The sequence below is a fragment of the Sphingomonas panacis genome (genome assembly GCF_001717955.1).
Classification (GTDB): domain Bacteria; phylum Pseudomonadota; class Alphaproteobacteria; order Sphingomonadales; family Sphingomonadaceae; genus Sphingomonas; species Sphingomonas panacis.
Window position 1 is genome coordinate 1,448,948 of sequence record NZ_CP014168.1, and the last position, 26,346, is coordinate 1,475,293.

Here is a 26,346-nt window from a genome sequence, read left to right on the forward strand (position 1 = left end):
GTTGCTCTCCGCCGATGCGGCGGGGCGCAAGAACATGGTGCTGCTCGTCCAATTGCGCTGGCTGGCGGTGGCGGGGCAGCTCGCGACGATCCTCGCCGTCCAGTTCGGGATGGGCGTGGTGCTGCCGCTGCGCGCGATGGCGCTGGTGCTGGCCGCGCTGGTGCTGGTCAATCTCGCCAGCCTGTCCTTGCTCCACCAGCGCCGCACCATCACCACCAGCGAATTGTTCGTCGCATTGCTGCTCGACGTGGCGGCGCTGACCACGCAACTTTACCTCAGCGGCGGCGCGACCAACCCGTTCGTGTCGCTGTTCCTGCTGCAGGTCGTGCTCGGCGCGATCCTGCTCGGTCGCTGGTCGAGCTGGGCATTGGTGGTCGTCACCTGCGGCGCGTTCGCGGTGCTGATGCGGCATTTCCGGCCGCTCGATCTGCCGATCAGCCTCGCCAGCGATCCGTTTGGGCTGCACATCGTCGGCTCATTGGCGTGCTTCGCGCTGGTGGCGGTGCTGCTGGTGCTGTTCGTCACGCGGATCAGCGGAAATCTGCGCGCGCGCGACGCCTATGTCGCGGACATGCGCCAGCGCGCGGCGGATCAGGACCATATCCTCCAGATCGGGCTGCTCGCCTCGGGCGCTGCGCACGAACTCGGCACGCCGCTCGCCTCGCTGGCGGTGATCCTCGGTGATTGGCGGCGGATGCCCCGGCTCGCCGCCGATCCCGAACTCGCGCGCGACATGGCCGAGATGCAGGCCGAGGTCGAACGTTGCAAGGCGATCGTCACCGGCATCCTGATGTCGGCGGGCGAAGCGCGCGGCGAGGCGCCTGAGATCACCAGCGTCCACGGCTTCTTCGCCGATCTGGTCGACTATTGGCGCGCACGTGGCACCACCCCGCTCGCCTATGACGATGCGTTCGGCGCGGACGTGCCGATCGTGTCCGACACGGCGCTCAAACAGGTGATCTGCAACGTGCTCGACAATGCCGCCGAAGTCTCGCCGCACGGCATCGGCCTCGTCGTCGAACGCGACGGCGACGCGATCCGGCTGAGCGTGCGCGACTCGGGGCCGGGCTTCGCCCCCGACATGCTCGCCAATCTCGGCAAGCCGTATCAATCGACCAAGCAGCGGCCCGGCGGTGGACTCGGGCTGTTTCTGGTGGTCAACGTGATGCGCAAGCTCGGCGGCTCGGTGGCGGCGCGCAATCTCGACGATGGCGGCGCCGAGGTGACGCTGCGGCTACCGCTCGCCTCGCTCGCGCTCGAAGCGGAGACGCCGGATGCCTGACCGCACACTCGTGATCGTCGAGGACGACGAAGCCTTCGCCCGCACGCTCAAACGCTCGTTCGAACGGCGCGGCTATACGGTGCTGACCGCCGCCAGCCCCGAAGCGCTCGACGCGCTGCTGGCCGGGCATCGCCCCGGCTTCGCGGTGGTCGATCTCAAGCTCGGCCAAGCCTCGGGCCTCGCCTGCGTCAAGACGCTTCACGCGCACGATTCCGCGATGCTGATCGTCGTGCTGACCGGCTACGCCAGCATCGCGACGGCGGTCGAGGCGATCAAGCTGGGCGCGTCGCACTACCTCGCCAAACCCTCCAACACCGACGATATCGAGGCGGCGTTCCGCAAGACCCGCGGCGACATCGACGCGCCGATCAGCGACCGCCAGACCTCGATCAAGACGCTCGAATGGGAACGCATCCACGAGGTGCTGGCGGAGACCGGGTTCAACATCTCCGAAACCGCCCGCCGGCTGGGGATGCACCGCCGCACGCTCGCGCGGAAGCTGGAGAAGCAACAGGTGAAGTGACGAGCGTCTCCCTCGCCCTCTTCTCCCCTCCCTTCCACGGAGGGGAGCAGGTCCGACGACCCCAACCTTAGCTATTGCGAACCAGTCGCACAAATCCTACGAGGTCGTATCGGGGGATCGGCGGCGCTGGCGCGGCTGTTCGGAGTCGGGATGGGCGCTTTGGTGAAGGATGGTCTGGCCGAATCGAGCGCGCGCGCCACGGTCGCGCCGTCGCAGCCGCCAGCGCGCGCCAGGCCCAAATTCCGCGCGTGGTGGATGAAGCAGCTCATCACGTGGCACTGGATCAGCGCGGCGGTGTCGCTCGCCACGATGCTGCTGTTCGCGATCACCGGCATCACGCTCAACCACGCAGCGAGCATCGCCGCCACCCCGGTGGTGACGACGGGCAAGGCTACCGTGCCGCCGCGCCTGATGCGCCTGCTCGCCGCGCCGCACGCCGCCGACGCGCCGCTGCCCGATGCGATCGCCGCCGAGCTTGCGCCGCTGCTCCACCTCGATGCGCACGGTAAGCCCGCCGAATGGTCCGACGATGATGTCTATGTCGCGATGCCGGGGCCGGGCCGCGACGCGTGGATCAGCATCGCGCGTGCGACCGGCGCGGCGACCTCGGAAATCACCGATCGCGGCTGGATCGCGTGGGCGAACGATCTCCACAAGGGGCGCAACACCGGCGCTGTGTGGTTCTGGTTCATCGATCTGTTCGCCGCCGCCTGCGTGCTGTTCTCGCTGACCGGGCTGCTGCTGCTCCAGCTTCACGCGCGGCGGCGGCCGCTCACCTGGCCCTTGGTCGCGTTCAGCCTCGCGCTGCCGCTGATCCTCGCCGTCGTCTTCATCCATTGAGGGGAATATCATGCGCAAGACACCGCTTCTGATCGCCGGTGCGCTGGCTGCGCCGGCGAGCGCGGGCACGATCAGCGTCACCATCCCGCGGGTACCGGTCGCCGAATATCACCGGCCCTATGTCGCGGCGTGGATCGAGCCGGTCGGCGGCGGTGCCGCGCAAACGGTGTTCGTCTGGTACGACATCAAGAAGAAAGGCAACGAGCCGGGCACCAAATGGCTGTCCGACCTGCGCACCTTCTGGCGCAAGGGCGGTCGCTCGCTGACGCTTCCCGCCGATGGCATCAGCGGCGCGACGCGCGCGCCGGGCACCTACCAGATCCCTTTGCCGGCCAATCTCAAGACCGGCGCCTACACGCTGTACGTCGAGGCCGCGCGCGAGACCGGCGGGCGCGAGCTGGTGTCGGTGCCGCTTAGCATCCCCGCCAAGGCCGCGAGCGCCGCCGGCAAGACCGAACTCGGCACCGTCACGATCCGCTAATCAGGAGATTCCCCATGCGCTTGGCTTTCCGTCTCGCCGCCTCCGCCGCAATGCTGTCGTGCGCCGTTCCAGCACTGGCGCACCGTGCCTGGCTGGTGCCCTCGACCACGATCGTCTCGGGTACCGACGATTGGGTGTCGGTCGACGCGGCGATCTCGAACGACCTGTTCTTCGCCGATCACAACGCGATGCGCCCCGACATGGTCAAGGTCTGGGCGCCCGACGGCAGCCCCGCGCAGATCCAGAACGCCGCGACGCTGCATTATCGTTCGGTGTTCGACGTCAAGCTCGACAAGCCCGGCACCTGGAAGATCGGCACAACGCAATCGGCGGTGATGGGCAGCTTCAAGGTCGATGGCCAGGATTGGCGCGTCGGGGGGCGTGGGCCGGGCGGACCCGCTCGTCCCGGCGGTGCGGCGCCGATGGCACGGCCCGCCGGCGAAGGCCCGCCACCCGGCTTCCAGCCGCGCCCGAGCGTCGCCACCGTCGCGGACATCCCCGCCAACGCCACGGATATCAAGCTGACCGAAGTGGTCGGCCAGAACAACGTCTTCATCACCGCCGGCGCGCCGACCGCGACGGTGTTCCAGCCGACCAACACAGCGCTGGAAATGGTGCCGGTGACTCACCCCGATGAACTCGTCTCGAACGAGCCGGCCAAGTTCCGCTTCCTCATCGACGGCAAGCCCGCCGCCGGGCTCAAGGTCACGCTCGTCCCCGGCGGCAAGCGCTACCGTGAAGGTGAGGGCGCGTTCGACGTGACCACCGGCGCGGACGGCGTCGCCGAGCTCAAATGGCCGTTCGCCGGGCTGTTCTGGCTCAACGCCACCAGCACCGACGCGCACCCGAGCGCACCGCGCGCGACCGAGCGCCGGATGAGCTACACCGCGACTCTCGAAGTGGTGGCGCCGTAACACCCCACGCGCTTCGGCTGGCGATCCCGCACGATCTCGACGCGCGCGTGATCGCCGGCGTCGACCGCGCTGCGCGGGTGATCGACCTCGTCGGCGAGACGATGGGGACGGTGTGGCGGGTGCGCTGCGCCGTCCCGGCCGCGTTCGATCCCGAAGCGCTCCGCGCCGCGATCGTGCGGCGGCTGGCCGGGCTGGTCGCCGAGATGAGCCATTGGCAGCCCGACTCGCGGCTCAGCCGTTTCAACCGCGCACCGGCGGGACGTTGGATGAAGCTGCCGCGCGACTTCGCGACGGTGATCGCGGCGGGCCTGGACATCGCCGCGCGGTCGGGCGGCGCGTTCGATCCGGCGATCGGGCGGCTGGTCGATCTCTGGGGATTCGGCCCCCGACCGCACGCGCGCGTGCCCACGGACGCGCAGATCGCCGCCGGGCTGGCGGTGTCGGGCTGGCAGCGGCTCGCTTTCGATCGCGCGGCGGGGTGGTTGCGCCAGCCGGGCGGCGTCGCGCTCGATCTGTCGGGAATCGCCAAGGGCTATGCGGTCGATGCCGTCGCGCGCCTGCTCACCGGGCACGGCATCGCACACGCGCTGGTCGAGATCGGCGGCGAATGTCTCGGAATGGGTGTGCGGCCCGATCTCGATCCGTGGTGGGTCGATATCGAGACCCCGCCGGACGCGGGCATCGCGCCGCTCCGCGTGGCGCTCCACGGCCTCGCGGTGGCGACCTCGGGCGATTACGTGCGCGGCCACCATACGCTCGATCCCCGTACCGGCCATCCGGCGCGCGCGGTGACGTCGCTGAGCGTGCTGCATCCCTCGGCGATGATCGCCGATGCCTGGGCGAGCGCGCTGACCGTGCTCGGCCCGCAGGCGGGCGCGGCGCTGGCAACGCGCGAGGGGCTGGCGGTGCGCTGCGTGTCTCGATCGGGGGAGGGCGTGCGCGAGTGGCTCAGCCCGGCATTGGCGGCGATGCTGGCATAGCCCGCTATCCCGACCTCTACACGTCACCCCAGCGCACGCTGGGGTCTTCCCGTGATAGCGCGCGCCCGGCCCCCGGAAGATCCCAGCTTTCGCTGGGATGACGGGTCGGGAGTTACTTCCCCACCCAGTCCGCAACCTCGCCAGCGACCTGGTTCGCCGCCTGGTTGAGCGCAGCCGCACTGCCGTTCGCGTCGATCGTCGCCACCGGCACGCTCGCTGAGAAGCGCTTCTTGTCGATCACGTTCTTGTCGTCGCGGATCAGCGCGGCGTCGAACGCCACCACCGCCTGCTTCGACGTGGCGTCGATCCCGAAGCTGCGCAGCTCGCCCGACAGGCGCGCACCCGGATCGGCGCGGAATTGCGAGACGCTCAGCACGACCCGGCCGGTCTTCGCCGCGACAGTATCCGACACCAGCCGGGCGAACAGCCGCGCCGGCGGCTCGACCCACATCGCCTTGGGGACATAAGCGATCGAGGTGTCGTTGATCTGCACCGGGATGCGATTGCCCGCCAGCGCCTGCGACACGGCGGGCACCTGGATGACGATCGTCGATGCCGTCGCCGAACTCTGGTCCTGACCCGTCGGCAGCGCGGTGGTCGAGGTGATCGTCAGCAGCGACGCTGGCGGCTTGGGCGCCAGGCTGATGCAGCCCGACAGCGATGCCAACGCGGCGAGAGCGACGGAAGCTTTCAGGGAGAGCGGACGCATCGGAAACCTCATGTGCTTAGCCGTCGATTTCTGGGCCATCACTTGCCACCTTTATAGTCGGGCAGCTTGGGCTGGCCGACGAGCGACCCCGCGCCACCGCGATCGAGCTTTTCGGCGACGGCGGTCAGCGCCTGCGACATATTGCGCAGGTCGTGGATGAGCGCGCCGACCTCGGGGATCGTCTCCTTCGAGAACGCCTTGATGCCCGGCCGCGCGTCGGTGATCGCCGCGTCGAGCGTCTCCATGCTGTGCTGCGCCGAAGCGACGGTCGCGCTCAGGTTCTTGGTGGCCGGACGGACGTCCTCGTTGATCATCGCATTGGTCGATCCCGCCAGATCGCCGATCTGCTTGGCGGCGTCGCTCGCCTGTTTGAGCGTGGTACGCATCTCGGCGAGCGTCGCGGCGATCTCCGGCCCGCGATCGGCAAGCGCGCCGGTCAAACGGTTGGTGTTGGCGAGAATGCCGGTGATCGACTGCTGGTTCTTGTCCGAAAGCAGCTCGTTGAACCGCTCGGTCAGCGTCGAGATGCGCTCGAGCAGCTTCGGCGCCGAATTGAGCAACGCGCCGAGGCCGCCCGCCTTGGCGGGGATGGTCGGCACGCCGTTGGGGCAATCGAGCAGCGGGTTGGTCTCGGGGCAGGTGATCGGCGGCGCGCCCTTGACCGCGCCGTCGAGCTGGATCGTGCTGGTGCCGGTGAAGCTGCCCTGGATCGTCGCGGCGGTGCCGACCAGAATCGGGGTGTCGCGGTTGACGCTGATCCGCACGCGCACGAACTGCGGATCGTTGGTGAGCGCGATCTCCTTGACCTCGCCGGTCGGCACGCCCGAAAACGCGACCGCCGATCCCTTGGCGAGGCCATCGACCGACTGTTTGAAGAAGATGTCATATTCCTTGTCGGTCGCCGCGCCGAAGCGCGCGATCCACACCAGGAACGCCGCCATCACCAACAGCAGGATCAGCACGACCGAGCCGACCAGGACATGATTCGAGCGCGTTTCCATCAGCTTTCAGTCCCTGCAATCTCTTTGGCGGCGGCATGATCCACCGAAGCGCTCGCGGCGCGGCCGCGCGGCCCTCTGAAATATTCCTGAATCCACGGGTGATCGGTCGCGAGCAATTCGTCGATCGTGCCGACCGCGATCACCTTGTGGTCGGCCAGCACCGCGACCCGGTCGCAGATCGCGTACAGCGTATCGAGATCGTGGGTGATAAGGAATACGGTCAGCCCGAGCGTCTTCTGGAGCGACCGGATCAGCTCGTCGAACGCGGCGGCGCCGATCGGATCGAGCCCGGCGGTCGGCTCGTCGAGGAACAGCACCTCGGGATCGAGCGCGAGCGCGCGCGCGAGCCCGGCGCGCTTGCGCATCCCGCCCGACAGTTGCGACGGATATTTCGGGCCGGCTTCGGCGGGCAGGCCGCTCATCACCACCTTGTACGCGGCGATCTCGTCGAGCAGCGACTGCGGCAGCGCCTTGTAGAATTCGCGCAACGGCACCTGCACGTTCTCGGCGACGGTCAGCGTCGAGAACAACGCGCCACCCTGGAACAGCACGCCCCAGCGCTTCGAGAGATCGACCATCTCGGTCTCGGGGCGGTCAATGGTCGGCTCGCCGAGCACGTGGATGTCGCCGGCCTGCGGCTTCTGCAAGCCGATGATCGATCGCATCAGCACCGATTTGCCGGTGCCCGATCCGCCGACCACACCGTAGATCTCGCCGCGCCGCACGTCGAGATCGAGCCCGTCATGGACGACCTGCTCGCCGAAGCTGTTGCGCAGGCCGCGCACGACGATCACATCGTCGCTGTCGCCATCGGTGTCGGTCGGGCGCGTGCTCATATCCAGCCCACATAGGTGAAGAACACCGCGAAGAACGCGTCGAGCACGATGACGAGGAAGATGCCCTGCACCACCGCGGAGGTGGTGCGCTGGCCGACCTGCTCGGCATCGCCCTCGACCAGCATGCCCTGGTAACAGCCCGCCATGCCGATGATCGCGCCGAACACCGGTGCCTTGACCAGCCCGACATACAGATCGGTGAGCGGCACCACCTCGCGCAGCCGCTGCACGAACGTCACCGGCGGAATGCCGAGCGATATCCAGCACAGCAGCCCGCCGCCGACGATCCCGACCAGCGCCGAATAGAAACCGAGCAGCGGCATCATGATGACCACCGCCATCACGCGCGGCAGCACCAGCGCCTCCATCGGCGAGACGCCGATCGTGCGCATCGCGTCGATTTCCTCGGTCAGCTTCATCGTGCCGAGCTGCGCCGCGAACGCCGAACCGGAGCGGCCAGCGACCATGATCGCGGTCATCAGCACGCCGAGTTCGCGCAACGTCAGCCGCCCGAGCAGGTTGATCGTGTAGACTTCGGCACCGAACTGGCGGAGCTGCACCGCGCCCTGCTGCGCGATGACGATGCCGATCAGGAAGCTCATCAGCCCGATGATGCCGAGCGCCTTGACCCCGACCACCTCGAACCGCTGGATCGTCGCGTTGAAGCGGAAGCGCTTGGGGTGGATGATGATGTGCCACACCGCGATCATCGTCGCGCCGAAGAAGCCGAGCAGCCCGTACAACGTGTTGGCGGTCAGCACGACGGCATCGCCGACCTCGCCGATCACGCGCGCGATGCCGCCGACCGGGTTGGGGCGGATCGCGACCGGCTGATCGGCGGCCGCGACCTGATCGAGCAGATGCGTGCCGTCCTGGTCGAGTCCGTCGATCTTCGCGTCATGCTGCGCCGCGAAGCGGTGGATCAGCCACGCGCCGACGGTATCGATCCGCTCGATTCCGCTGAGATCGATCGTGTCGACCTTGCCCTCGTAATCGTGCAATCGGTTCGGCAGGTCGCCGATCTGCGCCAGCGACAGGCTGCCGGTGAAGCGTACCACGTCTCGCTCGCCGGAGCGTTCGGACGTGAAGGCGGCGGACTCGGTCATCGCACGCATCTTTGCTGCAATCGCACTGGAACGGCAAGCCGCGCTGTTGCTAAGATGAACCGATGCACGCCATCGCCATATACGACCTCGACAAGACCATCACCTACGCACCGACCTGGACTTCGTTCCTCGTTTCGAGCGCTCGCCGCGAAATGCCGTGGCGGCTCGCGCTGCTGCCGCTCGCGGGCGTGGCGACGCTCGGCTATGCGCTCAAGCGGCTTGATCGCGGCGCGCTGAAGGCGGCGACGCAGCGCCTGATGCTCGGAAATGCGTGGCCCGAGGCGCGCGCGGCGGCGGCGGCGGCGCGCTTCGCCGATGGCGTCGTGGCGACCGGCGTCTATGCCGGTGCGCGCGCGGCGATCGCGGCGGATCGCGCGGCGGGGCGGCGTATCGTGCTGGCGACGGCCTCCTACGCCTTTTACGCGGGCGCGATCGCCGAGCGGCTCGGCTTCGACGACGTGATCGGGACCGGGGTCGCGTACGACGGCGGCCGAATGCGCGCGCGAATCACCGGCGAGAATTGCTACGGCCCAGCCAAACTCCGCATGATCGAGGCGTGGATGGCCGAACAGGGGATCGCGCGCGACGACGCGACGATCCGCTTCTACACCGATCATGTCTCCGACGCGCCGACCCTCGAATGGGCCGACGAAGCCTTCGCGGTCAACGCCCACGCGCCGCTGCGCGTGATGGCGGCGCTGCGCGGCTGGACGGTGGTGGATTGGGAGCGGTGAGGGCTTGAACGACCGTCCCTGCACCGCTCTCCTCATCGTCACCCCAGCGGACGCTGGGGTCTCCCCGGGGGCCGGGCGCGCGCTATCACGGAGAGACCCCAGCGTCCGCTGGGGTGACGATATTGTGGCGGGCTACGCTCAGCCCAACACCACGTCGATACCGTGGATCACCAGCCCGACCAGCCCACCGACCAACGTCCCGTTGATGCGAATATACTGCAAATCCCGCCCCACCGCATTCTCCAGCCGGCGCGTGATCGTGTCGGCATCCCAGCCCTTGACCGTTTCCGACACCAGCCGGACGATATTGTCGCCATAATCGGCGGCGATGCCGACGACGGTGCGGCGCACGAAGCGGTTGATCGTCGCGCGCAGCCGCGGTTCGTTCTGGAGCGTCTCGCCGAGCTGGCGCAGCGCGTCGCCGATCGGGCCTTGCATCACCCGGTCGGGGTCGCGCGCCATCCGCATCATGCCGCCGCGCGCCTGTTCCCACAGCCCGTCGAGCCAGCGCTGCATCGCCGGATTGGCGATGATCTCCGCCTTGATCGCCTCAACCCGCGCCTGCATCTCGGGCGAATGCATCAGGTCGTAGGCGAGGCTTTCCAGCCCTTCCTCGGCCTTGGCGCGGAGCGGATGTGCCGAATCGGCGGCCATGTCGCTGAGCAGCCCGTTCAGCCCGGCGATGATCTTGTTGGCGAGCGTCTCGTCGAGCCCGGTCCAGCGCAGGATCGATCCGGCCCGCTCATGCACCATCGCGCGGATGAGATGGTCGTTGGCTTCCAGAACACGTGCCGCCCAGCGCACGATGCCGTCGAGCAGCGGCAGATGGCGCCCCTCGGCGATCGCGGCGGTGAGCGCCTGGCCGAGCAGCGGCGCGACATCGAGATCGGCGAGCCGCGTGCCGATCATCGTCTTGACCATCCCGCCGAGCCGCTGCTGATCGAGCGCCTGGAGCATGTGGATGGTCAGCGCCGAGGCGCCGCGCGCGATTCGCCCGTCGCGCGCGAGCGGATTGGCGAGCCAGCGCCCCGCCGCGCCCGCCACGTCGAGCCGAAGCATGCGCCGCGCGACGACGCGGGGAATCAGGAAATTGTCGCGCAGGAACGCCGCCAGCGTCGTGCCGATACGATCCTTGTTGCGCGGGATGATCGCGGTGTGCGGAATCGGCAGCCCGAGCGGGTGGCGGAACAGCGCCGTCACCGCGAACCAGTCGGCAAGCCCGCCGACCATCGCCGCCTCGGCAAAGGCGCGGACGAAACCGAGCGCAGGCCAGCGCTGATCGTAAGCGCGCGAGACGAGGAACACCACCGCCATCGCCAGCAACAGCCCGGCTGCGATCAGCCGCATGCGGACCAGTCCCGGCGAAACGGCTTCGATACGCGGGCGGGCGGCTTTGTTCATCATGGGAGGAAAGCCCGACGCGCCGGATAGTTCAAGTCCGCAACGCGATTATCGTCGCCCCGGCCGGCCGCTCAGGACAGGCTGGCCGGGGCGACGTGTCGGTCCTATTCCGCCGGGTGCGGCGGCAGCAGCGGCTTGTCGTCATGCTCGATCAGCGGCTGGCCGTCGTCGCCGGGACGATAGGTGAGCAGCCGCCGCCCGAGCCGCGGCCCGGCCCAGCGCTCGACGCCGACCGCGAGGCTGAACAGCGCCGGCACGATCAGCAGCGTCAGGATCGTCGAGAGCGTCAGCCCGCCGATCACGGTGATGCCCATCGGCGCGCGGAACGATTTGTCGCCGGCGAGGCCGAACGCGGTCGGCAGCATGCCCGCGACCATCGCGACCGTCGTCATCACGATAGGCTGCGCGCGCTTGTGTCCGGCGTCGAGGATCGCGGCGCGGACGGGGACGCCGTGCTTCATCTCCTCCAGCGCGAAATCGATCAGCAGGATCGAGTTCTTGGCGACGATGCCGAGCAGCATCAGCATGCCGATATAGACCGGCATCGACACCGGATAGCCGGTGACGAGCAGCGCGATCAGCCCGCCGAGCGGCGCCAGCATCAGCGACCCCATGTTGACGAACGGCGGCAGCAGCCGCTGGTACAGCAGCACCAGCACCGCGAACACCAGGAACACGCCTGCTCCCACCGCGACGATGAAGTTGGAGATCATCTCCTCCTCCCATTTCGACTGGCCGAGCACGAGTTCCTTCACGCCCATCGGCATCGCCTTGAAGATCGGCAGATCGTGGACGAGCTTCTTGGCGGTGCCGCTGACGATGCCGGGGGCGAGATCCGAGCCGACGGTGATCTGGCGCTGCTGCGCGACGCGCTCGATCTTGGTCGGCCCCGCGCCGAAGCCGATCTCGGCGACGAGGCCGAGCGGCACCGATTCGCCGGTCGCGGTCTGAACCGGCAGGTTCTTGATCGTCGACAGCCGCTGGCGCGAATTCTGGGCGAGCGCGACCCGGATCGGCACCTGACGATCCGACAGCGAGAATTTCGCGCTGTTCTGGTCGATATCGCCGAGCGTGGCGATTCGGATCGCGCTCGACAGCGCGCTGGTCGTCACGCCAAGGCTGGCGGCAAGGTCCATGCGCGGCCGGATGACGATCTCGGGCCGTTCGAGATCGCCCGAGATGCGCGGCGCGATGAAGCTCGGCACGCCCGACATCTGCGTGACCAGAGTCTGCGCGGTCTTGAGCAGCTCGACGGGATCATCCCCGCCGAGCGTGACGGTGAACTCGCGACCCGAGCTGCCCCAGCCGTTGCCCGACTGGAAGGTCACGCGCGCGTCGGCGAATTGCGCGAGCTGTGGCGCGAGATTGCGCTCGAACTGGACGCTGGTGACGTTGCGGCCTTCGCCACGGGGCTTGAGGATCGCGCTCACCCGGCCGTTGCCGACGAGCGCGCGCGAATAGACCGAGGCGACCTCGGGCTGCTTGCTCAGGAAATCGGCGACCCTGCGCACCACCACCCGGGTCTGCGCGAGCGTGGTGCCGGGCACCATCTCGATGTTGGCGCGGCTGCTGTCGTTGTCGCGGTCGGGCTGGAAGGTCTGCGGGATCATCGAGAAACACACCACCGTCAGCGCGAGCGCGACGGCGGCGCCGACGATCGCCGACCAGCGATGTTTCAGCGTCCAGCGCAAGGTCGCCATATAGACGTCCATCAGCTTGCCTTCGCCGTGGCTGGCGGTGCCGTGCGCCTTGAGGAAATAGGCCGCGATCATCGGCGTGATGAGGCGTGCGACCGCAAGGCTCATCAACACCGACACGACGACGGTGAGGCCGAAATTCTTGAAGAACTGGCCCGCCAGACCGGGCATCAAGCCGACCGGCAGGAACACCGCGACGATCGCCATCGTCGTCGCCAGCACGGCGAGGCCGATCTCGTCGGCGGCGTCGATCGACGCTTGATACGCCGATTTGCCCATCCGCATGTGCCGGACGATGTTCTCGATCTCGACGATCGCGTCATCGACCAGCACACCCGCGACCAGGCTCAGCGCGAGCAGCGTCATGTTGTTGAGCGTGAAGCCCATCAGGTCCATGAACCAGAAGCTCGGGATCGCGGACAGCGGGATCGCCAGCGCCGAGATCACGGTCGAGCGCCAGTCGCGCAGGAAGATGAACACCACAACGACCGCGAGCAGCGCGCCCTCGATCATCGCCTCCATCGCCGAATCATATTGCTTCTCGGTATATTTCACCGAGTTGAAGATCTGCTTGAACTTGACCTTGGGGTTGCGCTTCTCGAGCTCGGCGAGCTTCTTGACCGCGCCCTTGTAGACGTTGACGTCCGAGCCGGTCTTGGAGCGCTGGAAGTCGAAGCTCAGCACCTGCCGCCCGTCGAGCTCGGACGAGGAGCGCTGTTCGGCATAGAGATCGCGCACGTCGGCGATGTCGGAGAGGTGGATCGAACGCCCGCCGCCGACCGAGATCTGCGTCTGGCCGAGATCATAGGCGCTCTTGGCGTTGCCGAGCACGCGCACCGCCTGTTCCGATCCGGCGATTTCGGCACGGCCGCCGGCGGCGTTGAGATTGACCTGACGGAGCTGCTGGTTGACCTGGCTCGCGGTGAGACCCTGTCCCTGCAATTTGAGCGGATCGAGGATCACGCGGATCTCGCGGCTGACACCGCCGTTGCGCTGGATCGCGGCCATGCCCGGAACCGCGAGCAGTTCCTTCGACACGGTGTTGTCGATGTACCAGCTCAGTTGCTCGATCGTCATGTCGGTGCCGATCGCGGCATAGCTCGCCAGATCGTTGCCGGTGGTGTTGGCGCGGATCACCTGCGGTTCGAGGATGCCGTCGGGCAGGTCGCTGCGGATCTGCTGGATCGCGCCGCGCACATCCTCGACCGCGCGGTCGATCGGCGTGCCGATCGCGAGCTGGACGACCGTTTCGGAATCGCCCTCGGTCACGGTCGAATCGATCTCGTCAATGCCTTGCAGGCTTCGCACCGCCGCTTCGACCTTCTGCGTGACCTGGGTTTCCATCTCGGTCGGCGCGGCGCCGGGCTGGCTCACCTCGATGATGACGACCGGGAATTCGATGTCGGGCTGGTTGTTGACGTCCATCGTCGCGAAGCTGACGATGCCGGCCACGCTGAGCATGAAGAACAGGACGATCGAGAACACCGGGTTCCGGATCGACCAGGCGGAGATGTTGCGGAAGCCCATCGCGCGTCAGCCGCGCGGCTTTGGAGAAAGCGGCTTCTGCAGGATCGGTTTCACCTTCTGCCCCGGGGCGAGGAACGCGCCCGCCGACAGTACGACGCGCTCGGTGCCGTTCAGCCCCTCGGAGATCGCGACGCCGCTGTCCGAAACCTCGCCGACCTTGACGTCGCGGCGCACCACCTTGTCGTTGGCGTCGAGCACATAGACGAAATTGCCGCGGTCGTCGCTCTGGATCGCCGAGTTGGGAAGCTGCGGCGCGCTCGTCGAGCCGCCGCCGATCTCGGCCGCGGCGAAGCCGCCGGGGCGAAGCGCCGGATCGTAGCGCAGCGCGATGCGGGCGATGCCCTGCCGCGTCTGCGGGTCGATCACCGGCGAGATCTGCCACACGCTGCCGGTGTAGCTCACGCTGCTGCCGACGGGCCGCACGGTGGCGGGCGAGCCGACATGGATCGCGGCGAGATCGCCCTCGCTCAACTGTGCGCGCATCTCCATCTCGCCGCGCTCGGCCATGCGGAACAGCGTGCCCGTGCCGGCGCCGACGATCTGACCCGCCTCGACGCCGCGCGCGAGGATCAGTCCGGCCTCGGGCGCGCGGATGTCGAGCCGGCCGTTGCGGGCGAGCTGCTCGTCGAGCGTGGCTTGCGCGACCTTGACGCGCGCGAACGCGGCGTCGCGGGTCGCGGCCTTCTGTTCGAGATCGGCTTTCGAGATGAAGCCGCGATCGACCAGCGCCAGCGCGCGATCGTAATTGGACTGGGCGATGCCCGCATCGGCGCGGGCGGCGCGGACCTGCGCGGCGAGCGACGCGCCAGTCTGAGTCTGCACCGCGCGGTCGATCGTGGCGAGAACCTGCCCCTTGCCGACCCACTGGCCGGGCTCGACCAGCACGCGCGTGATCATGCCGCCTTCACCGGCGACGCCGACCGGCATGTCGCGCTTGGCGGCGAGCGTACCCGTCGCCGAGACGATCTCCGCCACGTCGGAACGGCCCGGGGCGGATACGGTGACGCTCGGCATCTGCTCGACCGCGACGGGCGCGGCGGCGGGATGGCTGTGCATCCACCACCAGCCGAGGCCAAGCACGGCGACGATCGCGATGACCGCGCCGATCATCAGTGTGCGCCGATAGCCGCGTTCCGCCTCGGGGGCGGGCAGGGCAAGGGTGCCGTCATTGTCCAACAACGGCGTCTCGTAATTCATGTCGCTCACGTCCTCGCCCCGGCCGATGCCGTGTACCGGGTGCTGTGTTACAGAAACAACGCACCGCGCTCAAGGGCTCATCGCGAGGCGGGTGAGGAATGACCCGTCGCAAGCGCTTCGGCAAGACGTCGAGCGGGGATTTAGGCACGAAATCTGTTGTATATTGCCAACACCACGCAATTTTTCTTCGCGGGCGCCCGATCACCTTCGTTCATCCTCGGTTGTTCTATGCCGTGCGAACAGGACCGGACCGGGCCTTGACGGCCCGACCAACCGGGAGAGTTTCGAAAATGCGCTTCTATCTTCAGGCGGCCGCGCTGGCCGCGCTTCCGTTCGCCGCCTTGCCCGCTGGCGCGCAGGCGCAGGCGCCCGCGTCGCCGACCATCCTCGCCGAAGGCACGTTGCTCGACGTGCAGGCCGAAGGCAGCACCACGCGCACCCCCGATATCGCGACGATCCGCGCCGGAGTCGTTACGCAGGGCGCGACCGCGGCGGCGGCGCTCACCGACAATGCGCAGCGGATGGCCCGCGTGCTCGACGCGCTCAAGCGCGCCGGGGTGGCGGCGCGCGACGTGCAGACCGCGACCGTCAATCTCAGCCCGCAATATCTGTATGCCGAGGGCAAGGCACCGACGATCACCGGCTATCAGGCGACCAATTCGGTGGCGATCCGGTTCCGCGACATCGCGAAATCGGGCACGATCCTCGATACTCTGGCGGGGGTCGGCGCGAACCAGATCGACGGGCCGAACCTCGCGATCGACAATCCCGAAGCCGCGCTCGACGAGGCGCGCGCCGCCGCCGTCAAGATCGCACGCACCCGCGCGGAGCTTTACGCGCGCGCGGCGGGCATGTCGGTCGCGCGGATCGTCTCGATCGCCGAGAGCGGCATGAACGATGGCGGGACGCCTGGGCCGGTGCTGTTCCAGCGCGCAGCCGCCGCCGCCGATTCGACGCGGGTCGCGGCGGGCGAATCGCGCGTATCGGCAACGCTGACGGTGCGTTTCCTGCTCAAATGAAACGACACGGGCCGCGCGGCGTGAACCGCGCGGCCCGTGAAGGATTAGGGATTGGGTTTAGCGCAGCGAGCCGCGACGAACCAGATTGACGATCGCGAGCAGGATGATCGCGCCGATCAACGAATAGATGAAGGTCGTGACAGTAATGACCTGGTTGATGCCGCCGCCGAACAGCGCCGAGGCGATAACCGAGCCGATGATGCCGACGACGATGTTGAGGATAATCCCCTGCTGGCCGTCCGTGCGCATGACGAGGCTTGCAAGCCAACCCACGATGCCGCCGACGATAAGCCAAATGATGAAATTCATGTTTCCCTCCATTACGCCCCCGCGACGGGGATGACAGGAAGCAAGACGTTTCGGGGGCGAATTTGTTCCGGTTTACCGTGGGTGCGCGGCCTTTTGGCGATCAGTATTTCTGCTGGCGTTCGTAGAGCGAGCGGTAATGCTGGATTCGCGTCACGCGCAGCCCGGGCATCCCCGACCGGTCGATCGCGCGCTGCCAGCTGGCGAACTCCTCGACGGTGAGGTTGTAGCGCTGGCAGACCTCGTCGACGCTCATCAGCCCGCCGTTGACCGCGGCGACGACCTCGGCCTTGCGGCGCACCACCCAGCGCGTCGTCTCGGGTGGCGGCAGCGACTCGAGCGTCAATGGCTCCCCAAGCGGGCCGATCACCTTGTCCGGTCGTATCTTCTGGTTCTCGATCATCATAGCCTCGATCGGGGCGGGGGGCCCCCTCTCACGTCAAAACCGGGATTACGGCATCGGGATTGAAGGGCGGTTAAAGTAGGAAGGTAAACGTCGCCTTCATCCGTTTCCCAGCGGGCGAACATCGCAGCCACGGCTCCGTTGAACGCACCGTCGGCCGGCGCGAACAGGCGCGTCGGCATCACGGCGGGCGTCAGGCGCGCATGGAGGACCGCAGTCGGGCTGGCCGCCTGACGCGCCGAAACGCCGACCATCAGCACCGCCAGATCGGGTGGCAGGCCGGTGCCCCGGCTGTCAGGCTCGAAACGGGAAAAACTCAGATCCACGACAGTGTCCGATTCGCTTGCAGCAAGCGAATCGTCTAAACGACGCTGTCTAAAGGACTGGTAAAGCGCGCAAAGAAGAGTCGCGAGGGGTGTCCGCTGCGGTGCCGCCGGTCCGCGCTTTGCATCCGCCGCCGTGACACCCTATCTGCACGCGATGATCTCCGAAGCCGATTTCCAGCTTGCGGGCCTTGCCGGCCGCCGCATCGTCGTCGCCATGTCGGGCGGCGTCGACTCGTCGGTGGTGGCCGCGCTCGCCGCGCGCAGCGGCGCGGAGACGATCGGCATCACGCTCCAGCTTTACGATCACGGCGAGGCGGTCGGCCGCGCCGGCAGTTGCTGCGCAGGCCGCGACATCCGCGACGCGCGCGCGGTGTGCGACCGGCTCGGCATCGCGCATTACGTGTTCGATCACGAGAGCAGCTTCCGCGCCGACGTGATCGACGGGTTCGCCGATGAATATCTCGCCGGCCGCACCCCGATCCCGTGCGTCCGCTGCAACATGGGGCCGAAATTCACCGATCTGTTCAAGATCGCGCGCGATCTCGGCGCGGATTGCCTCGCCACCGGCCATTATGTCCGCCGGGTCGAGGGCGCACACGGCGCCGAACTCCACCGTGCCGCCGATCCCGCGCGCGACCAGAGCTACTTCCTGTTCGCGACAACGCAGGCGCAGCTCGAGTATCTGCGCTTCCCCCTGGGCGGCCTGCCCAAGCCGCGCGTGCGCGAACTCGCCGCCGAACTGGGGCTGGGCGTCGCCGCCAAGCCCGACAGCCAGGATATCTGCTTCGTGCCCGACGGCGACTATGCCTCGCTGGTCAAGAAGCTGCGCCCCGAAGCCGACACGAGCGGCGAGATCGTCGATGAGAGCGGGCGCGTGCTGGGGCGTCACAAGGGGCTGATCCACTTCACCGTCGGCCAGCGCCGCGGCCTCGAAATCGGCGGCACGCCCGAGCCGCTTTACGTGATCCGGCTCGACGCGGCCACGCGGCAAGTCGTGGTCGGCCCGCGCTCGGCTCTTGCCGTCGGTGCGGCGCGGCTCAGCGGGATCAACTGGCTCGGCGGCGATTTCGACGGACCGCTCACCGCCAAGGTGCGCTCGCTCGCCAAGCCGGTGCCCGCGCGGCTCGCCGGCGACCGCGTGACCTTCGACGCGCCCGAATATGGCGTCGCGCCGGGGCAGGCGGCGGTGCTCTACGCCGGCGAGCGCGTGCTCGGCGGCGGCTGGATCGAAGAGACCGAACGGGCGCTGGTCGCGGCGTAAGCGCCGCGCCGGGGCGACGGATCAGAGGAAGAACGTCCCCTCGATCACCGTCACGCAACCACCGCCCAGCACCACCCGGTCGTCGTCTAGCGCACACGTCAGCCGCCCGCCGCGCGCGCTCGCCTGATAGGCGGTGAAGCTGTCGCGGCCGAGGCGCTTCGCCCAATAGGGCACGATCACGGCATGCGCCGATCCCGTCACGGGGTCTTCATCGACGCCGGCACCGGGCGCGAACATGCGGCTCACCACGTCGCTGGTGTCGCCGGGCGCGGTGATGATCGCCTGATGGTCGCCGGTTGCGGCGAGCCGCGCCATGTCAGGAGTGCAGGCGCGCACCGCGGCTTCGTCGGCGAGCACGATCACGCCGTAGCCGCCCTCGCGCCACAGGGTTTCGACCGCATCGACTCCGAGCGCGGCGACCACCTCGGGCAGCGGCTTCGGCGACGGCGCCCACGCCGGCAGCGCGAGCGCATAGCCGTCCCCCTGCCGATCGACCGCGAGCAGCCCGGCGCGGCGCGTGCGGAAAGTGACGCGCACCCGGTCCGGGTCCGCCGCGAGCACGAAATGCCCGCTCGCGAGAGTCGCATGGCCGCACAGCCGCACCTCGGCGGCGGGGGTGAACCAGCGCAGCTCGAAATCGCTTTCGCCGCTCGCGTCGGGGACGAGAAAGGCGGTTTCGGACAGGTTGTTCTCGCGCGCGATCGCCAGCAGCGTCGTATCGTCGAGCCATTCGGCCAGCGGCATCACCGCCGCCGGATTGCCCGCGAACGGCTGGCTCGCGAACGCGTCGATCTGGCTGAACGGAAGTCTCATGCGCGGTCCTTCGTGTCGGCGGCCCCGTTCGGGGCGATGACATCGGGTTCGATCAGCGGGTGCGCCGCATCGAGCAGCCAGCCGGGATCGAGATGGATCAGGATCTCGGTGTCCGGGAACGCCGCGGTGATCCGCACCTCGACCTCCTCGACCACCTCATGCGCGGCGGCGACGGTCATCTCGGGCGCGACATACATATGGAATTGCACGAAATCGCGCGTGCCCGACCGGCGCGTGCGGATGTCGTGAAGCCCGCGCAACTCGGGATGGTCGGCTATCAGCGCGATCAGCCGGTCGCGTTCCTCGACGGGCCATTCCTTGTCCATGAGCAGATCGATCGCCGTCCCCGCCGAGCGCAGCGCGCCCCAGGCGAGCCACAGCGCGATCAGCACGCCGAACACCGGATCGGCGCCGCGCACATGCAAAAGCTGGTCGAGCACCAGCGCGACGATCACCGATCCGTTGAGCAAAAGGTCGGACTGGTAATGCACATTGTCGGCGCTGACCGCGACCGATCCGGTCGCGGCGATGATTCGGCGCTGATAGGCGACCAGTGCCAGCGTCACGACGATCGCGGCGATCGACACGCCGATGCCGGTGCCGGCATGGTGGGTCGCCGCCGGCGCACCGAACGCGCGGATCGCCTCCCAGGCGATGCCGACCGCCGACACCGAGATCAGCGCGACCTGGAACAGCGCCGCCAGCGCCTCGGCCTTGCCGTGGCCATAGCGATGGTCGTGATCGGCCGGGATCGTCGCGAGATGCACGCCGTAGAGCGTGACGCACGACGCAACGAGATCGAGCGCGGTATCGGCGAGCGACCCGAGCATCGCCACCGATCCCGTCGACCACGCCGCATAGCTTTTGAGCGCGAGCAGGAAACACGCCGTCGCCACGCTGGCGAGCGCGCCGCGTGTCGCCAGCGGGACGGGACCGCTCATGGGTAGAGCAGGCCCTCGTCCCAGCCGTCGGCGGTGCGCGTGAACAGGTGGCGTTCGTGGAGGCGGTGGGCGCGATCCTGCCAGAATTCGATCCGTAGCGGCGTGACGCGGTAACCCGACCAATGCGGCGGGCGCGGCACGTCGCGGCCTTCGAAGCGCGCCTGCACTTCGGCGAAGCGCGCCTCGAACGTCTCGCGCGCGTCGAGCGGGCGCGACTGGTCGGACGCCCAGGCGCCAAGCTGCGAATCCCGCCCGCGGGACGCGAAATAGGCGTCGGCCTGCGCATCGCTGACCGGGGTGAGCGGCCCCTCGATACGGATCTGGCGGCGAAGCGACTTCCAGTGGAAGAGCAACGCCGCCTGGGGGTTGGCGGCGATGTCGCCAGCCTTGCGGCTCTGCTGGTTGGTGTAGAACACGAAGCCGTCGGGGCCGTGCCCCTTGAGCAGCACCATCCGCACCGCCGGCCGGCCCGCCGAATCGGCGGTGGCGAGCGCCATCGCGTTCGAATCGTTGATCTCGGAAGCGCGTGCCTCGGCGTACCAGGCGTCGAACAGGGCGAAGGGATCGGTGGTCATGCTCGCGCTGTAACGCGTGGCGCGCGGCGTGTAACCACCTACGTCGGTTCGGGGCTATGCGCCCGCGATCGCCAGCCCAGCCGCGTAACCGCTCGCCCACGCCCATTGGAAATTATACCCGCCGAGCCAGCCCGTCACGTCGACCGCCTCGCCGATCGCATACAGGCCGGGCATCTTGCGCGCCTCCATCGTCTTCGAAGACAGTTCGGCGGTGGAAATGCCGCCCGCCGTCACCTCGGCCTTGGCGAAGCCTTCGGTGCCATTGGGCGAGAAGCGCCAGTCCGCCAGTTGCCGCTCGGCCTCGCTCACGCGCTTGTCGGTGAAGCCGCCGAGTTCGCCCTCCAGCCCGAGCCGGTCGGCGAGCGTCACCGCCAGCCGCGCGGGCAGATGGTTGTCGAGCGCCCCGCCCAGCGTTGCGCGTGGGCGCGCATGTTTCGCCGCGACCAGCCAGCCGCTCGCCAGCGCGGGGAGGAAATCGATGCCGACGGTCTCGCCATGCCGCCAATAGGACGAAATCTGGAGGATCGCCGGGCCGGACAACCCCTTGTGCGTGAACAGCGCCGCCTCGCGAAACCCGGTCTTGCCGGTCTTCGCCACCACCTCGGTCGCGACGCCCGAGAGCGAGCGGAACAGCGTCTCGTCACCGCCCAGCGTCAGCGGCACCAGCGCCGGGCGCGGCTCGACCACCTTCAGCCCGAAGCGCCGCGCCAGATCATAAGCGAAGCCGGTCGCGCCCATCTGCGGGATCGACGGCCCGCCGGTGGCGATCACCAGCGCCGGCGCCGCCGCGATGCGGCCGCCGATCTCGACGCGGAACAGCCCGTCGCCATGGTCTACCGCCCCCACCGGCGCGCCCAGCGCGAGCGTGACGCCGCCCTTGTCGCATTCCGCCTGCAACATCGCGACGATCTGCTTTGCCGATCCGTCGCAGAACAATTGCCCGAGCGTCTTCTCATGCCAGGCGATGCCATAAGCCTCGACCAGCGCGATAAAATCCTGCGCGGTGTAGCGCCCCAGCGCCGACTTGGCGAAATGCGGATTGGCGGAGAGGTAGCGGTCGGGCGCGGTGTGGAGGTTGGTGAAATTGCACCGCCCGCCGCCCGAGATCAGGATCTTCTTGCCCACCGCATCGGCATGATCGACCAGCAGCACGCGCGCGCCGCGCTGCCCGGCGATGGCGGCGCACATCAGCCCGGCGGCACCCGCGCCGAGGATGATCGTATCGTAAGTCGGGATCGTCATCGCATCGCCTGTAGGGGCAAAACCGCCGCGCGGGAAATATGCGTCAGGGTGATGGCGCACCCTTCGCTTCGGGGGCGGAAAACAGCACGATCCGCGCGGTCGCGGCGGCGCGGGCGTGGTCGGGCGCGCGCGACAACGCGGTCAGCAGCGCGATTCGCGCGTCGCATTGCGCTGGCTTGCCGGCCTTGCCATCCGCCGCACGCATGAAGCCTGCCACGTCGAGGCCGGTCCGGCGAGTCACCATCGCGTTGAACGCCACCGGCGGATAGGGCTGCGCCGCCGCCAGGTCCGCCGCCGACAGCACCGGCGCCGCCGCGATCGCGAAGGTCTGCGCGGTCTGGCGGTCACGCAGCGCGCGCGGAAGCGTCTTCTCGTCGACGGCGGTGCGCGGCTTCGCACACGCCTCGCCCGAGGCATCGCGCAGCGCGAGCAGCCGCAGACGGCGGATTTCGATCTCCTCCAGCAAGGGGCGGTCGGGCGCGGTCGGTAATCGGGCCGCATACGCCGCGCCGACCAGGTCGATCAGGCGACGCGCCGTCGTCCCGATGTCCGGCTGGCTATGCACGGCTTGCGTGATCTGCCGCCACAGCGCCGGATTGCCGCGCGCGATCGCGTCGAAGCCGGGAAGCGCCTCGCGCAGCGCGCGCAGTTTCAACGCCTCCTCGCCATGCGATTCGAGCGCGGTTTCGATCTTCGTGCGGAGCGACGGGTCGGGCGCCCAATTTTCATCGACCTCGCCGACCGACACGATCGCCGCGAACACGAAGCTTGCGACCAGCGCCATCTTGAGCGCGCGCAGCGCGAGATGTTCGCGGTTGCCGCGCACGCCTGCGATCTGCGCCGCCGCCACGATGAGGAAGCCCGCGATCACCGTCAGTGCGGCGGCATAGAACGCCCCGCCACGGATGCCGACGAGCAGCGCCGCACCATAGGCCGCTCCGCCGATCGCCACCACCAGCGGAACCGCGAAGCCGGCGCGCCAGCGCGGCACGCGCTCCAGCAGCGCCGCGCCCTGGGTCAGTGGCCCGACCATGATCGTCGCGCCGAACGCGAACACCAGCACCAGTGCGGCGCGGTGGACCGGATCGAGCGCAGCCCCCGCCCAGCCGCCGCCGAACACTGCGCCGAGGAGGGCCGGCGTCACGCTCGCTTTCACCCGCGCCCGCACCGCCTCGATCGTCGCCGTGCCGCCCGCCACCGCCATCCAAGCCCACGCGAGCGCGGTCAGCAGCGCGAGCCCGAGCAGCGCGGCTCGCGATTCGGGCAGCAGCATCGCGGCGGCCAGCACCACCGCCGGCCCCGCGACCCAGCCCTCGGCCAGCCAGCCCGGGTGCGGCGCCCGCAACCAGCGGTGGCGCAGCCACCGCGCCGCGAACGGCACGCACGGGCTGAGCAGGATGGCGACGCCGATCGCCCCATCCGCCCAGGGTTGCAGCGCGGGCGCCGGATCGCCGAACGCATCGTTGAATGCGAAATAGAGCAGCACCGCCAGCGGCATCGCGGCGAGCATCCCGAGCGTCCAGTGCGGACGCGCGAGGAACCGCTGCCAGCGCGCCACCGAATCGGCCTTGAACGAATAGGCGAGTCCCGGTGCGATCGGCCCGCGCATGCCGAGCAAGGTCGCCACCCCGCTTTCCAGCCCCGGCCGAAACGCGGCGAGCCGCCACGACCAAAAGGGGCCGGCGGGGCGCGTAAAGCTGTGCCACGCCGGCTGGAGCGGGTGGCCGCCGCGCGCGAGCGTCTCGGCCAGCCGCCATTCGTCGAACCGCGCGAGCACCGCCGCGACCGGGGGCGACATTATGCTCAGCCGCTCGTCGGTCCAGCCGAACGCGGTCGCGGCTTCGACCAGAATCGCGTCGCTGCGCGGGATCGCGTCGGCGAGCATGTCGGCGAGCGCCCGTTCGACATCGGCGCGCAGCGCAATCCCGTCCATCGCCGGGGCGTCGAGCAGCGCGGCGAACGTCTCGCGCAACCGCGTCTCGTCGCTGTCCCACGGCCCGCGCAACGCTTGTTCGAGCGTGGCGAGCAGGTCGCGCACCTGCGCGATCTCGGCTTCGCGCTCTGCGAACAGGCCGGCGAGATCGGGTCCGCTCTCGCCCGCGACCGGGCTGGTGCGAAAGCGCGGGTGCGGCGGCGGCGCGTCGGGCGCGTCGCCGTCGCTTTCGCCGCCGCCGGGCGCGATCGTCTCGAACAACTCGGCTTCGCTGAAACGCAGCGTCACGCTCGCTTCGCCGTCTTCCTCGTACGCGTCTTCCTCGTCGTCCTCCACGGCCCAGGCGGCGGCGTTGTCGGCATAGTTCAGCGCCATCTCATACGCGGCGCGAAGCGTCTTGAAGCCTTCGGGATCGTCCTCGGGGTTGGTGGCGCGCAACGTCCTGGCATAAGCGCGGCGGATCGCGGCGCGATCGTCCGTCGCCGCGATGCCGAGAACGGTCCAGATGTTCAAAGGAAGCGCTCGCCCTCGAGTCCGTCGAGCGCGGCGTGGAACTCGGCGCGCGCCTGTTCGACCGCACGCGGGTCTTGCCCGTCGAGCGCGTGCTGGAACCGCCTGATGAGATGGTCGACATGCGCGCGATCGTCGCCGAGGAAATTCTCATAGCATTTCTCGCCGCGCGCCAGCGCCGCGCGGTTGAGTTCCTCGTCGCGCGGATGCGTCTTGAGGCCGGCGAGCAATGCGCGCCGCTCGGCGATCTTGTCGTCGCCGACATGATCGTCGTTGATGACGAGGCTGGTACGCTCGCCGGTCTGCGCGACGACGATATCGACTTCGAGCAGCCCGCTCACGTCATAGGAGAAGCGCACTTCCATGCCCTGCCCGGCGGGGCCGCGCGGCACCTTCACCTTGGTTTTGCCGATCTCGACATTGTCGCGCACCAGCCGCGCCTCGCCCTGGTAGATGCCGAACACCACTTCGGACTGATTGTCGGTGAGCGTCTGGAACCCGTGGACCCGGCTCGCCGGGATCACCGTGTTGCGTTCGAGGATCGGCGCGAAGATGCCATGTTCGTAGCCGCCGCCGGGCAGCGCGCGGCTGACGTTGACGCCAAGCGAATAGGGGCACACGTCGGTGACGACGACTTCCTTCAGCGCCGCGTCGCGCGCCTTGAGGCCAGCCTGCACCGCCGCGCCGAGCGCGACCGCCTCGTCGGGATTGACCGTCGCATTGGGGAAGCGCCCGAACATCCGCGCCACCGCACGGCGCACCAGCGGCATCCGCGTCGCCCCGCCGATCAGGATGATATCGGACAGCGCCTCGGGCCGCAGATCGCTGTCGCGAAGCGCGCGCAGCACCGGATCGCGCAAGCGCTCGACCAGGCCCGCCGCCTGCGCCTCGAAGGTCGCCGCGTCGATCTCCATCTCATAGGCGCGGTCTTCCCACACCACCCGCATCGTCGCGGTGGCGCCGCCGCTCAGGTCGCGCCGCGCGCGCTCGGCCTGTTCGCGCAGCCGCTGGTAGAGCCGGTCGTTGCGCGCCGCCTCGCCCCATGCCTCGGCGAAGCGCTCGCGCATCAGCGCGATCAGCACCTCGTTGAAATCCTCGCCGCCGAGCTGGTTGTCCCCGGTCGAGGCGCGCACCTCGATGATGCCCTCGAAAATCTCGACGATCGACACGTCGAACGTACCGCCGCCAAGATCGAACACGAAGAACCGCGCCTCGGCATCGAGATTGTGGATGCCATAGGCGAGTGCGGCGGCGGTCGGTTCGTTGATGAGCCGCTCGACGCGCAACCCCGCCAGTTCGCCGGCGCGGTGAGTCGCCTTGCGCTGCTGGTCGTTAAAATAGGCCGGCACGGTGATGACCGCCTCGGTGACGGGTTCACCGAGGAAGGTTTCGGCGTCTTCCTTCAGGCTGCGCAGCACCAGCGCGGACAGTTCCTCCGCGCTATAGTCGCGCCCGCCGAGCTTTGTGGTGCGCTTGGTGCCCATGTAGCGCTTGAACGCGGTGACGGTCGCGTCGGGGTGGCTCGCCTGCCGCTCGCGCGCCGCAACGCCGACCAGCACCGCGCCGCTATCGTCGATGCTCACCGCCGACGGCGTCAGCGTCTCGCCGAGCCGGTTGGGGATCAGCGTCGCCGTGCCGTCCCTCCACACCGCGCAGGCGCTGTTGGTGGTGCCAAGGTCGATGCCGATGATCATCGCGTGTCCTGTTGCCATTGCGTCATGCCGACGCTTACCCGCCCGAACCGTGCCGGTGAAGCCGCCGCGCGGCGAAACGGGCTTTGGCAGCGCGC

Annotated in this window: 25 protein-coding genes; 9 read left to right on the forward strand and 16 right to left on the reverse strand. The window is 68.7% G+C overall.

Translation table 11 applies throughout. The features are described from left to right. Positions 1–34 precede the first annotated feature (34 nt). The 6 genes from J0A91_RS06575 to J0A91_RS06600 all read left to right on the forward strand — a co-directional run bounded on the left by J0A91_RS06575 (position 35) and on the right by J0A91_RS06600 (position 5,020). Positions 35–1,282: an ATP-binding protein gene (locus J0A91_RS06575; RefSeq protein WP_150127065.1), complete on the forward strand. Its 1,248-nt coding sequence runs from the start codon at positions 35–37 to the stop codon at positions 1,280–1,282. After that, entirely contained in the window at positions 1,275–1,805 is a 531-nt protein-coding gene (locus J0A91_RS06580) for a response regulator transcription factor (RefSeq protein WP_069204242.1), read from the forward strand. Before J0A91_RS06575 ends, J0A91_RS06580 begins: the two co-directional genes overlap by 8 nt. Positions 1,806–1,955: 150 nt before the next feature. Beyond that, positions 1,956–2,645 (forward strand): PepSY-associated TM helix domain-containing protein, encoded by a 690-nt coding sequence (locus tag J0A91_RS06585; protein WP_083224540.1) that lies wholly within the window; start codon positions 1,956–1,958, stop codon positions 2,643–2,645. Between the two features lie 10 nt (positions 2,646–2,655). After that, positions 2,656–3,126, forward strand: coding sequence for a DUF2271 domain-containing protein (locus tag J0A91_RS06590; protein ID WP_083224541.1), 471 nt, complete (start codon positions 2,656–2,658; stop codon positions 3,124–3,126). A 14-nt stretch (positions 3,127–3,140) separates the two neighbouring features. Further along, positions 3,141–4,040, forward strand: a complete 900-nt coding sequence (locus tag J0A91_RS06595; RefSeq protein ID WP_069204244.1) for a DUF4198 domain-containing protein — start codon at positions 3,141–3,143, stop codon at positions 4,038–4,040. A gap of 101 nt (positions 4,041–4,141) precedes the next feature. Continuing rightward, positions 4,142–5,020 (forward strand): FAD:protein FMN transferase, encoded by an 879-nt coding sequence (locus J0A91_RS06600; protein ID WP_069207104.1) that lies wholly within the window; start codon positions 4,142–4,144, stop codon positions 5,018–5,020. Between the two features lie 112 nt (positions 5,021–5,132). Here J0A91_RS06600 and J0A91_RS06605 read toward each other — a convergent pair whose 3' ends face one another. Genes J0A91_RS06605 through J0A91_RS06620 form a run of 4 tightly spaced genes read right to left on the reverse strand, consistent with a single transcriptional unit; the run spans position 5,133 to position 8,672 of the window. Continuing rightward, the gene (locus J0A91_RS06605; protein ID WP_069204245.1) at positions 5,133–5,729 is read right to left on the reverse strand and encodes an ABC-type transport auxiliary lipoprotein family protein; all 597 of its coding nucleotides are present in this window, start codon (positions 5,727–5,729) and stop codon (positions 5,133–5,135) included. Positions 5,730–5,767: 38 nt separating this feature from the next. After that, a complete protein-coding gene (locus J0A91_RS06610; protein WP_069204246.1) occupies positions 5,768–6,730 on the reverse strand; it encodes an MlaD family protein in 963 nt (320 codons plus the stop codon). Continuing rightward, positions 6,730–7,566: an ABC transporter ATP-binding protein gene (locus tag J0A91_RS06615; RefSeq protein ID WP_069204247.1), complete on the reverse strand. Its 837-nt coding sequence runs from the start codon at positions 7,564–7,566 to the stop codon at positions 6,730–6,732. The genes J0A91_RS06610 and J0A91_RS06615 overlap by 1 nt, the downstream gene beginning before the upstream one ends. Beyond that, positions 7,563–8,672: an ABC transporter permease gene (locus tag J0A91_RS06620; protein ID WP_069207105.1), complete on the reverse strand. Its 1,110-nt coding sequence runs from the start codon at positions 8,670–8,672 to the stop codon at positions 7,563–7,565. Before J0A91_RS06620 ends, J0A91_RS06615 begins: the two co-directional genes overlap by 4 nt. 62 nt (positions 8,673–8,734) lie before the next feature. On the opposite strand from J0A91_RS06620, the gene J0A91_RS06625 reads away from it, so the two are divergent. Further along, the gene (locus J0A91_RS06625; protein WP_069204248.1) at positions 8,735–9,406 is read left to right on the forward strand and encodes an HAD-IB family hydrolase; all 672 of its coding nucleotides are present in this window, start codon (positions 8,735–8,737) and stop codon (positions 9,404–9,406) included. Positions 9,407–9,544: 138 nt separating this feature from the next. Here the strand turns inward: J0A91_RS06625 and J0A91_RS06630 are convergent, their stop codons facing one another. The 3 genes from J0A91_RS06630 to J0A91_RS06640 all read right to left on the reverse strand — a co-directional run bounded on the left by J0A91_RS06630 (position 9,545) and on the right by J0A91_RS06640 (position 15,228). Then, positions 9,545–10,807: a DUF445 domain-containing protein gene (locus J0A91_RS06630; protein ID WP_069207106.1), complete on the reverse strand. Its 1,263-nt coding sequence runs from the start codon at positions 10,805–10,807 to the stop codon at positions 9,545–9,547. A 104-nt stretch (positions 10,808–10,911) separates the two neighbouring features. Continuing rightward, entirely contained in the window at positions 10,912–14,031 is a 3,120-nt protein-coding gene (locus J0A91_RS06635) for an efflux RND transporter permease subunit (RefSeq protein ID WP_069204249.1), read from the reverse strand. 6 nt (positions 14,032–14,037) lie between these two features. Continuing rightward, positions 14,038–15,228: an efflux RND transporter periplasmic adaptor subunit gene (locus J0A91_RS06640; RefSeq protein WP_069204250.1), complete on the reverse strand. Its 1,191-nt coding sequence runs from the start codon at positions 15,226–15,228 to the stop codon at positions 14,038–14,040. A 290-nt stretch (positions 15,229–15,518) separates the two neighbouring features. Here J0A91_RS06640 and J0A91_RS06645 point away from each other — a divergent pair, with 290 nt between their 5' ends. After that, complete coding sequence (locus J0A91_RS06645) at positions 15,519–16,247, forward strand: SIMPL domain-containing protein (protein ID WP_069204251.1); 729 nt, start codon at positions 15,519–15,521, stop codon at positions 16,245–16,247. A gap of 57 nt (positions 16,248–16,304) precedes the next feature. Here the strand turns inward: J0A91_RS06645 and J0A91_RS06650 are convergent, their stop codons facing one another. The 3 genes from J0A91_RS06650 to J0A91_RS06660 all read right to left on the reverse strand — a co-directional run bounded on the left by J0A91_RS06650 (position 16,305) and on the right by J0A91_RS06660 (position 17,282). Then, complete coding sequence (locus J0A91_RS06650) at positions 16,305–16,556, reverse strand: GlsB/YeaQ/YmgE family stress response membrane protein (RefSeq protein WP_069207107.1); 252 nt, start codon at positions 16,554–16,556, stop codon at positions 16,305–16,307. 100 nt (positions 16,557–16,656) lie between these two features. Continuing rightward, positions 16,657–16,956 carry a CtrA inhibitor SciP gene (gene sciP, locus J0A91_RS06655; protein WP_069207108.1) on the reverse strand — a complete coding sequence of 100 codons (300 nt, stop codon included), beginning with the start codon at positions 16,954–16,956 and terminating at the stop codon, positions 16,657–16,659. Beyond that, complete coding sequence (locus J0A91_RS06660) at positions 16,956–17,282, reverse strand: hypothetical protein (RefSeq protein ID WP_206364997.1); 327 nt, start codon at positions 17,280–17,282, stop codon at positions 16,956–16,958. The genes sciP and J0A91_RS06660 overlap by 1 nt, the downstream gene beginning before the upstream one ends. A gap of 157 nt (positions 17,283–17,439) precedes the next feature. Here J0A91_RS06660 and mnmA point away from each other — a divergent pair, with 157 nt between their 5' ends. Continuing rightward, positions 17,440–18,543 (forward strand): tRNA 2-thiouridine(34) synthase MnmA, encoded by a 1,104-nt coding sequence (gene mnmA / locus J0A91_RS06665; RefSeq protein WP_069207109.1) that lies wholly within the window; start codon positions 17,440–17,442, stop codon positions 18,541–18,543. A gap of 21 nt (positions 18,544–18,564) precedes the next feature. On the opposite strand, the gene J0A91_RS06670 is transcribed toward mnmA, so the two are convergent. The 6 genes from J0A91_RS06670 to J0A91_RS06695 are packed head-to-tail and all read right to left on the reverse strand — an operon-like array spanning position 18,565 to position 26,251. Continuing rightward, positions 18,565–19,356 (reverse strand): PhzF family phenazine biosynthesis protein, encoded by a 792-nt coding sequence (locus tag J0A91_RS06670; RefSeq protein ID WP_069204252.1) that lies wholly within the window; start codon positions 19,354–19,356, stop codon positions 18,565–18,567. After that, a complete protein-coding gene (locus J0A91_RS06675; RefSeq protein ID WP_069204253.1) occupies positions 19,353–20,297 on the reverse strand; it encodes a cation diffusion facilitator family transporter in 945 nt (314 codons plus the stop codon). Before J0A91_RS06675 ends, J0A91_RS06670 begins: the two co-directional genes overlap by 4 nt. Continuing rightward, positions 20,294–20,872, reverse strand: a complete 579-nt coding sequence (pdxH, locus tag J0A91_RS06680; RefSeq protein WP_069204254.1) for a pyridoxamine 5'-phosphate oxidase — start codon at positions 20,870–20,872, stop codon at positions 20,294–20,296. The genes J0A91_RS06675 and pdxH overlap by 4 nt, the downstream gene beginning before the upstream one ends. 54 nt (positions 20,873–20,926) lie before the next feature. Next, positions 20,927–22,114 carry a BaiN/RdsA family NAD(P)/FAD-dependent oxidoreductase gene (locus J0A91_RS06685; protein ID WP_069204255.1) on the reverse strand — a complete coding sequence of 396 codons (1,188 nt, stop codon included), beginning with the start codon at positions 22,112–22,114 and terminating at the stop codon, positions 20,927–20,929. Between the two features lie 43 nt (positions 22,115–22,157). After that, entirely contained in the window at positions 22,158–24,560 is a 2,403-nt protein-coding gene (locus tag J0A91_RS06690) for a hypothetical protein (protein WP_069204256.1), read from the reverse strand. Beyond that, positions 24,557–26,251, reverse strand: coding sequence for an Hsp70 family protein (locus J0A91_RS06695; RefSeq protein WP_069207110.1), 1,695 nt, complete (start codon positions 26,249–26,251; stop codon positions 24,557–24,559). The genes J0A91_RS06690 and J0A91_RS06695 overlap by 4 nt, the downstream gene beginning before the upstream one ends. Positions 26,252–26,346: the final 95 nt, after the last annotated feature.

What these genes read in the sequence shown, in the direction of transcription:
- J0A91_RS06575 (WP_150127065.1), top strand. Translation starts at nt 35, where the DNA reads ATGGTGCTGCTCGTCCAATTGCGCTGGCTGGCGGTGGCGGGGCAGCTC.
- J0A91_RS06580 (WP_069204242.1), top strand. Translation starts at nt 1,275, where the DNA reads ATGCCTGACCGCACACTCGTGATCGTCGAGGACGACGAAGCCTTCGCC.
- J0A91_RS06585 (WP_083224540.1), top strand. Translation starts at nt 1,956, where the DNA reads ATGGGCGCTTTGGTGAAGGATGGTCTGGCCGAATCGAGCGCGCGCGCC.
- J0A91_RS06590 (WP_083224541.1), top strand. Translation starts at nt 2,656, where the DNA reads ATGCGCAAGACACCGCTTCTGATCGCCGGTGCGCTGGCTGCGCCGGCG.
- J0A91_RS06595 (WP_069204244.1), top strand. Translation starts at nt 3,141, where the DNA reads ATGCGCTTGGCTTTCCGTCTCGCCGCCTCCGCCGCAATGCTGTCGTGC.
- J0A91_RS06600 (WP_069207104.1), top strand. Translation starts at nt 4,142, where the DNA reads ATGGGGACGGTGTGGCGGGTGCGCTGCGCCGTCCCGGCCGCGTTCGAT.
- J0A91_RS06605 (WP_069204245.1), bottom strand. Translation starts at nt 5,729, where the DNA reads ATGCGTCCGCTCTCCCTGAAAGCTTCCGTCGCTCTCGCCGCGTTGGCA.
- J0A91_RS06610 (WP_069204246.1), bottom strand. Translation starts at nt 6,730, where the DNA reads ATGGAAACGCGCTCGAATCATGTCCTGGTCGGCTCGGTCGTGCTGATC.
- J0A91_RS06615 (WP_069204247.1), bottom strand. Translation starts at nt 7,566, where the DNA reads ATGAGCACGCGCCCGACCGACACCGATGGCGACAGCGACGATGTGATC.
- J0A91_RS06620 (WP_069207105.1), bottom strand. Translation starts at nt 8,672, where the DNA reads ATGACCGAGTCCGCCGCCTTCACGTCCGAACGCTCCGGCGAGCGAGAC.
- J0A91_RS06625 (WP_069204248.1), top strand. Translation starts at nt 8,735, where the DNA reads ATGCACGCCATCGCCATATACGACCTCGACAAGACCATCACCTACGCA.
- J0A91_RS06630 (WP_069207106.1), bottom strand. Translation starts at nt 10,807, where the DNA reads ATGAACAAAGCCGCCCGCCCGCGTATCGAAGCCGTTTCGCCGGGACTG.
- J0A91_RS06635 (WP_069204249.1), bottom strand. Translation starts at nt 14,031, where the DNA reads ATGGGCTTCCGCAACATCTCCGCCTGGTCGATCCGGAACCCGGTGTTC.
- J0A91_RS06640 (WP_069204250.1), bottom strand. Translation starts at nt 15,228, where the DNA reads ATGAATTACGAGACGCCGTTGTTGGACAATGACGGCACCCTTGCCCTG.
- J0A91_RS06645 (WP_069204251.1), top strand. Translation starts at nt 15,519, where the DNA reads ATGCGCTTCTATCTTCAGGCGGCCGCGCTGGCCGCGCTTCCGTTCGCC.
- J0A91_RS06650 (WP_069207107.1), bottom strand. Translation starts at nt 16,556, where the DNA reads ATGAATTTCATCATTTGGCTTATCGTCGGCGGCATCGTGGGTTGGCTT.
- sciP (WP_069207108.1), bottom strand. Translation starts at nt 16,956, where the DNA reads ATGATCGAGAACCAGAAGATACGACCGGACAAGGTGATCGGCCCGCTT.
- J0A91_RS06670 (WP_069204252.1), bottom strand. Translation starts at nt 19,356, where the DNA reads ATGAGACTTCCGTTCAGCCAGATCGACGCGTTCGCGAGCCAGCCGTTC.
- J0A91_RS06675 (WP_069204253.1), bottom strand. Translation starts at nt 20,297, where the DNA reads ATGAGCGGTCCCGTCCCGCTGGCGACACGCGGCGCGCTCGCCAGCGTG.
- pdxH (WP_069204254.1), bottom strand. Translation starts at nt 20,872, where the DNA reads ATGACCACCGATCCCTTCGCCCTGTTCGACGCCTGGTACGCCGAGGCA.
- J0A91_RS06685 (WP_069204255.1), bottom strand. Translation starts at nt 22,114, where the DNA reads ATGACGATCCCGACTTACGATACGATCATCCTCGGCGCGGGTGCCGCC.
- J0A91_RS06695 (WP_069207110.1), bottom strand. Translation starts at nt 26,251, where the DNA reads ATGATCATCGGCATCGACCTTGGCACCACCAACAGCGCCTGCGCGGTG.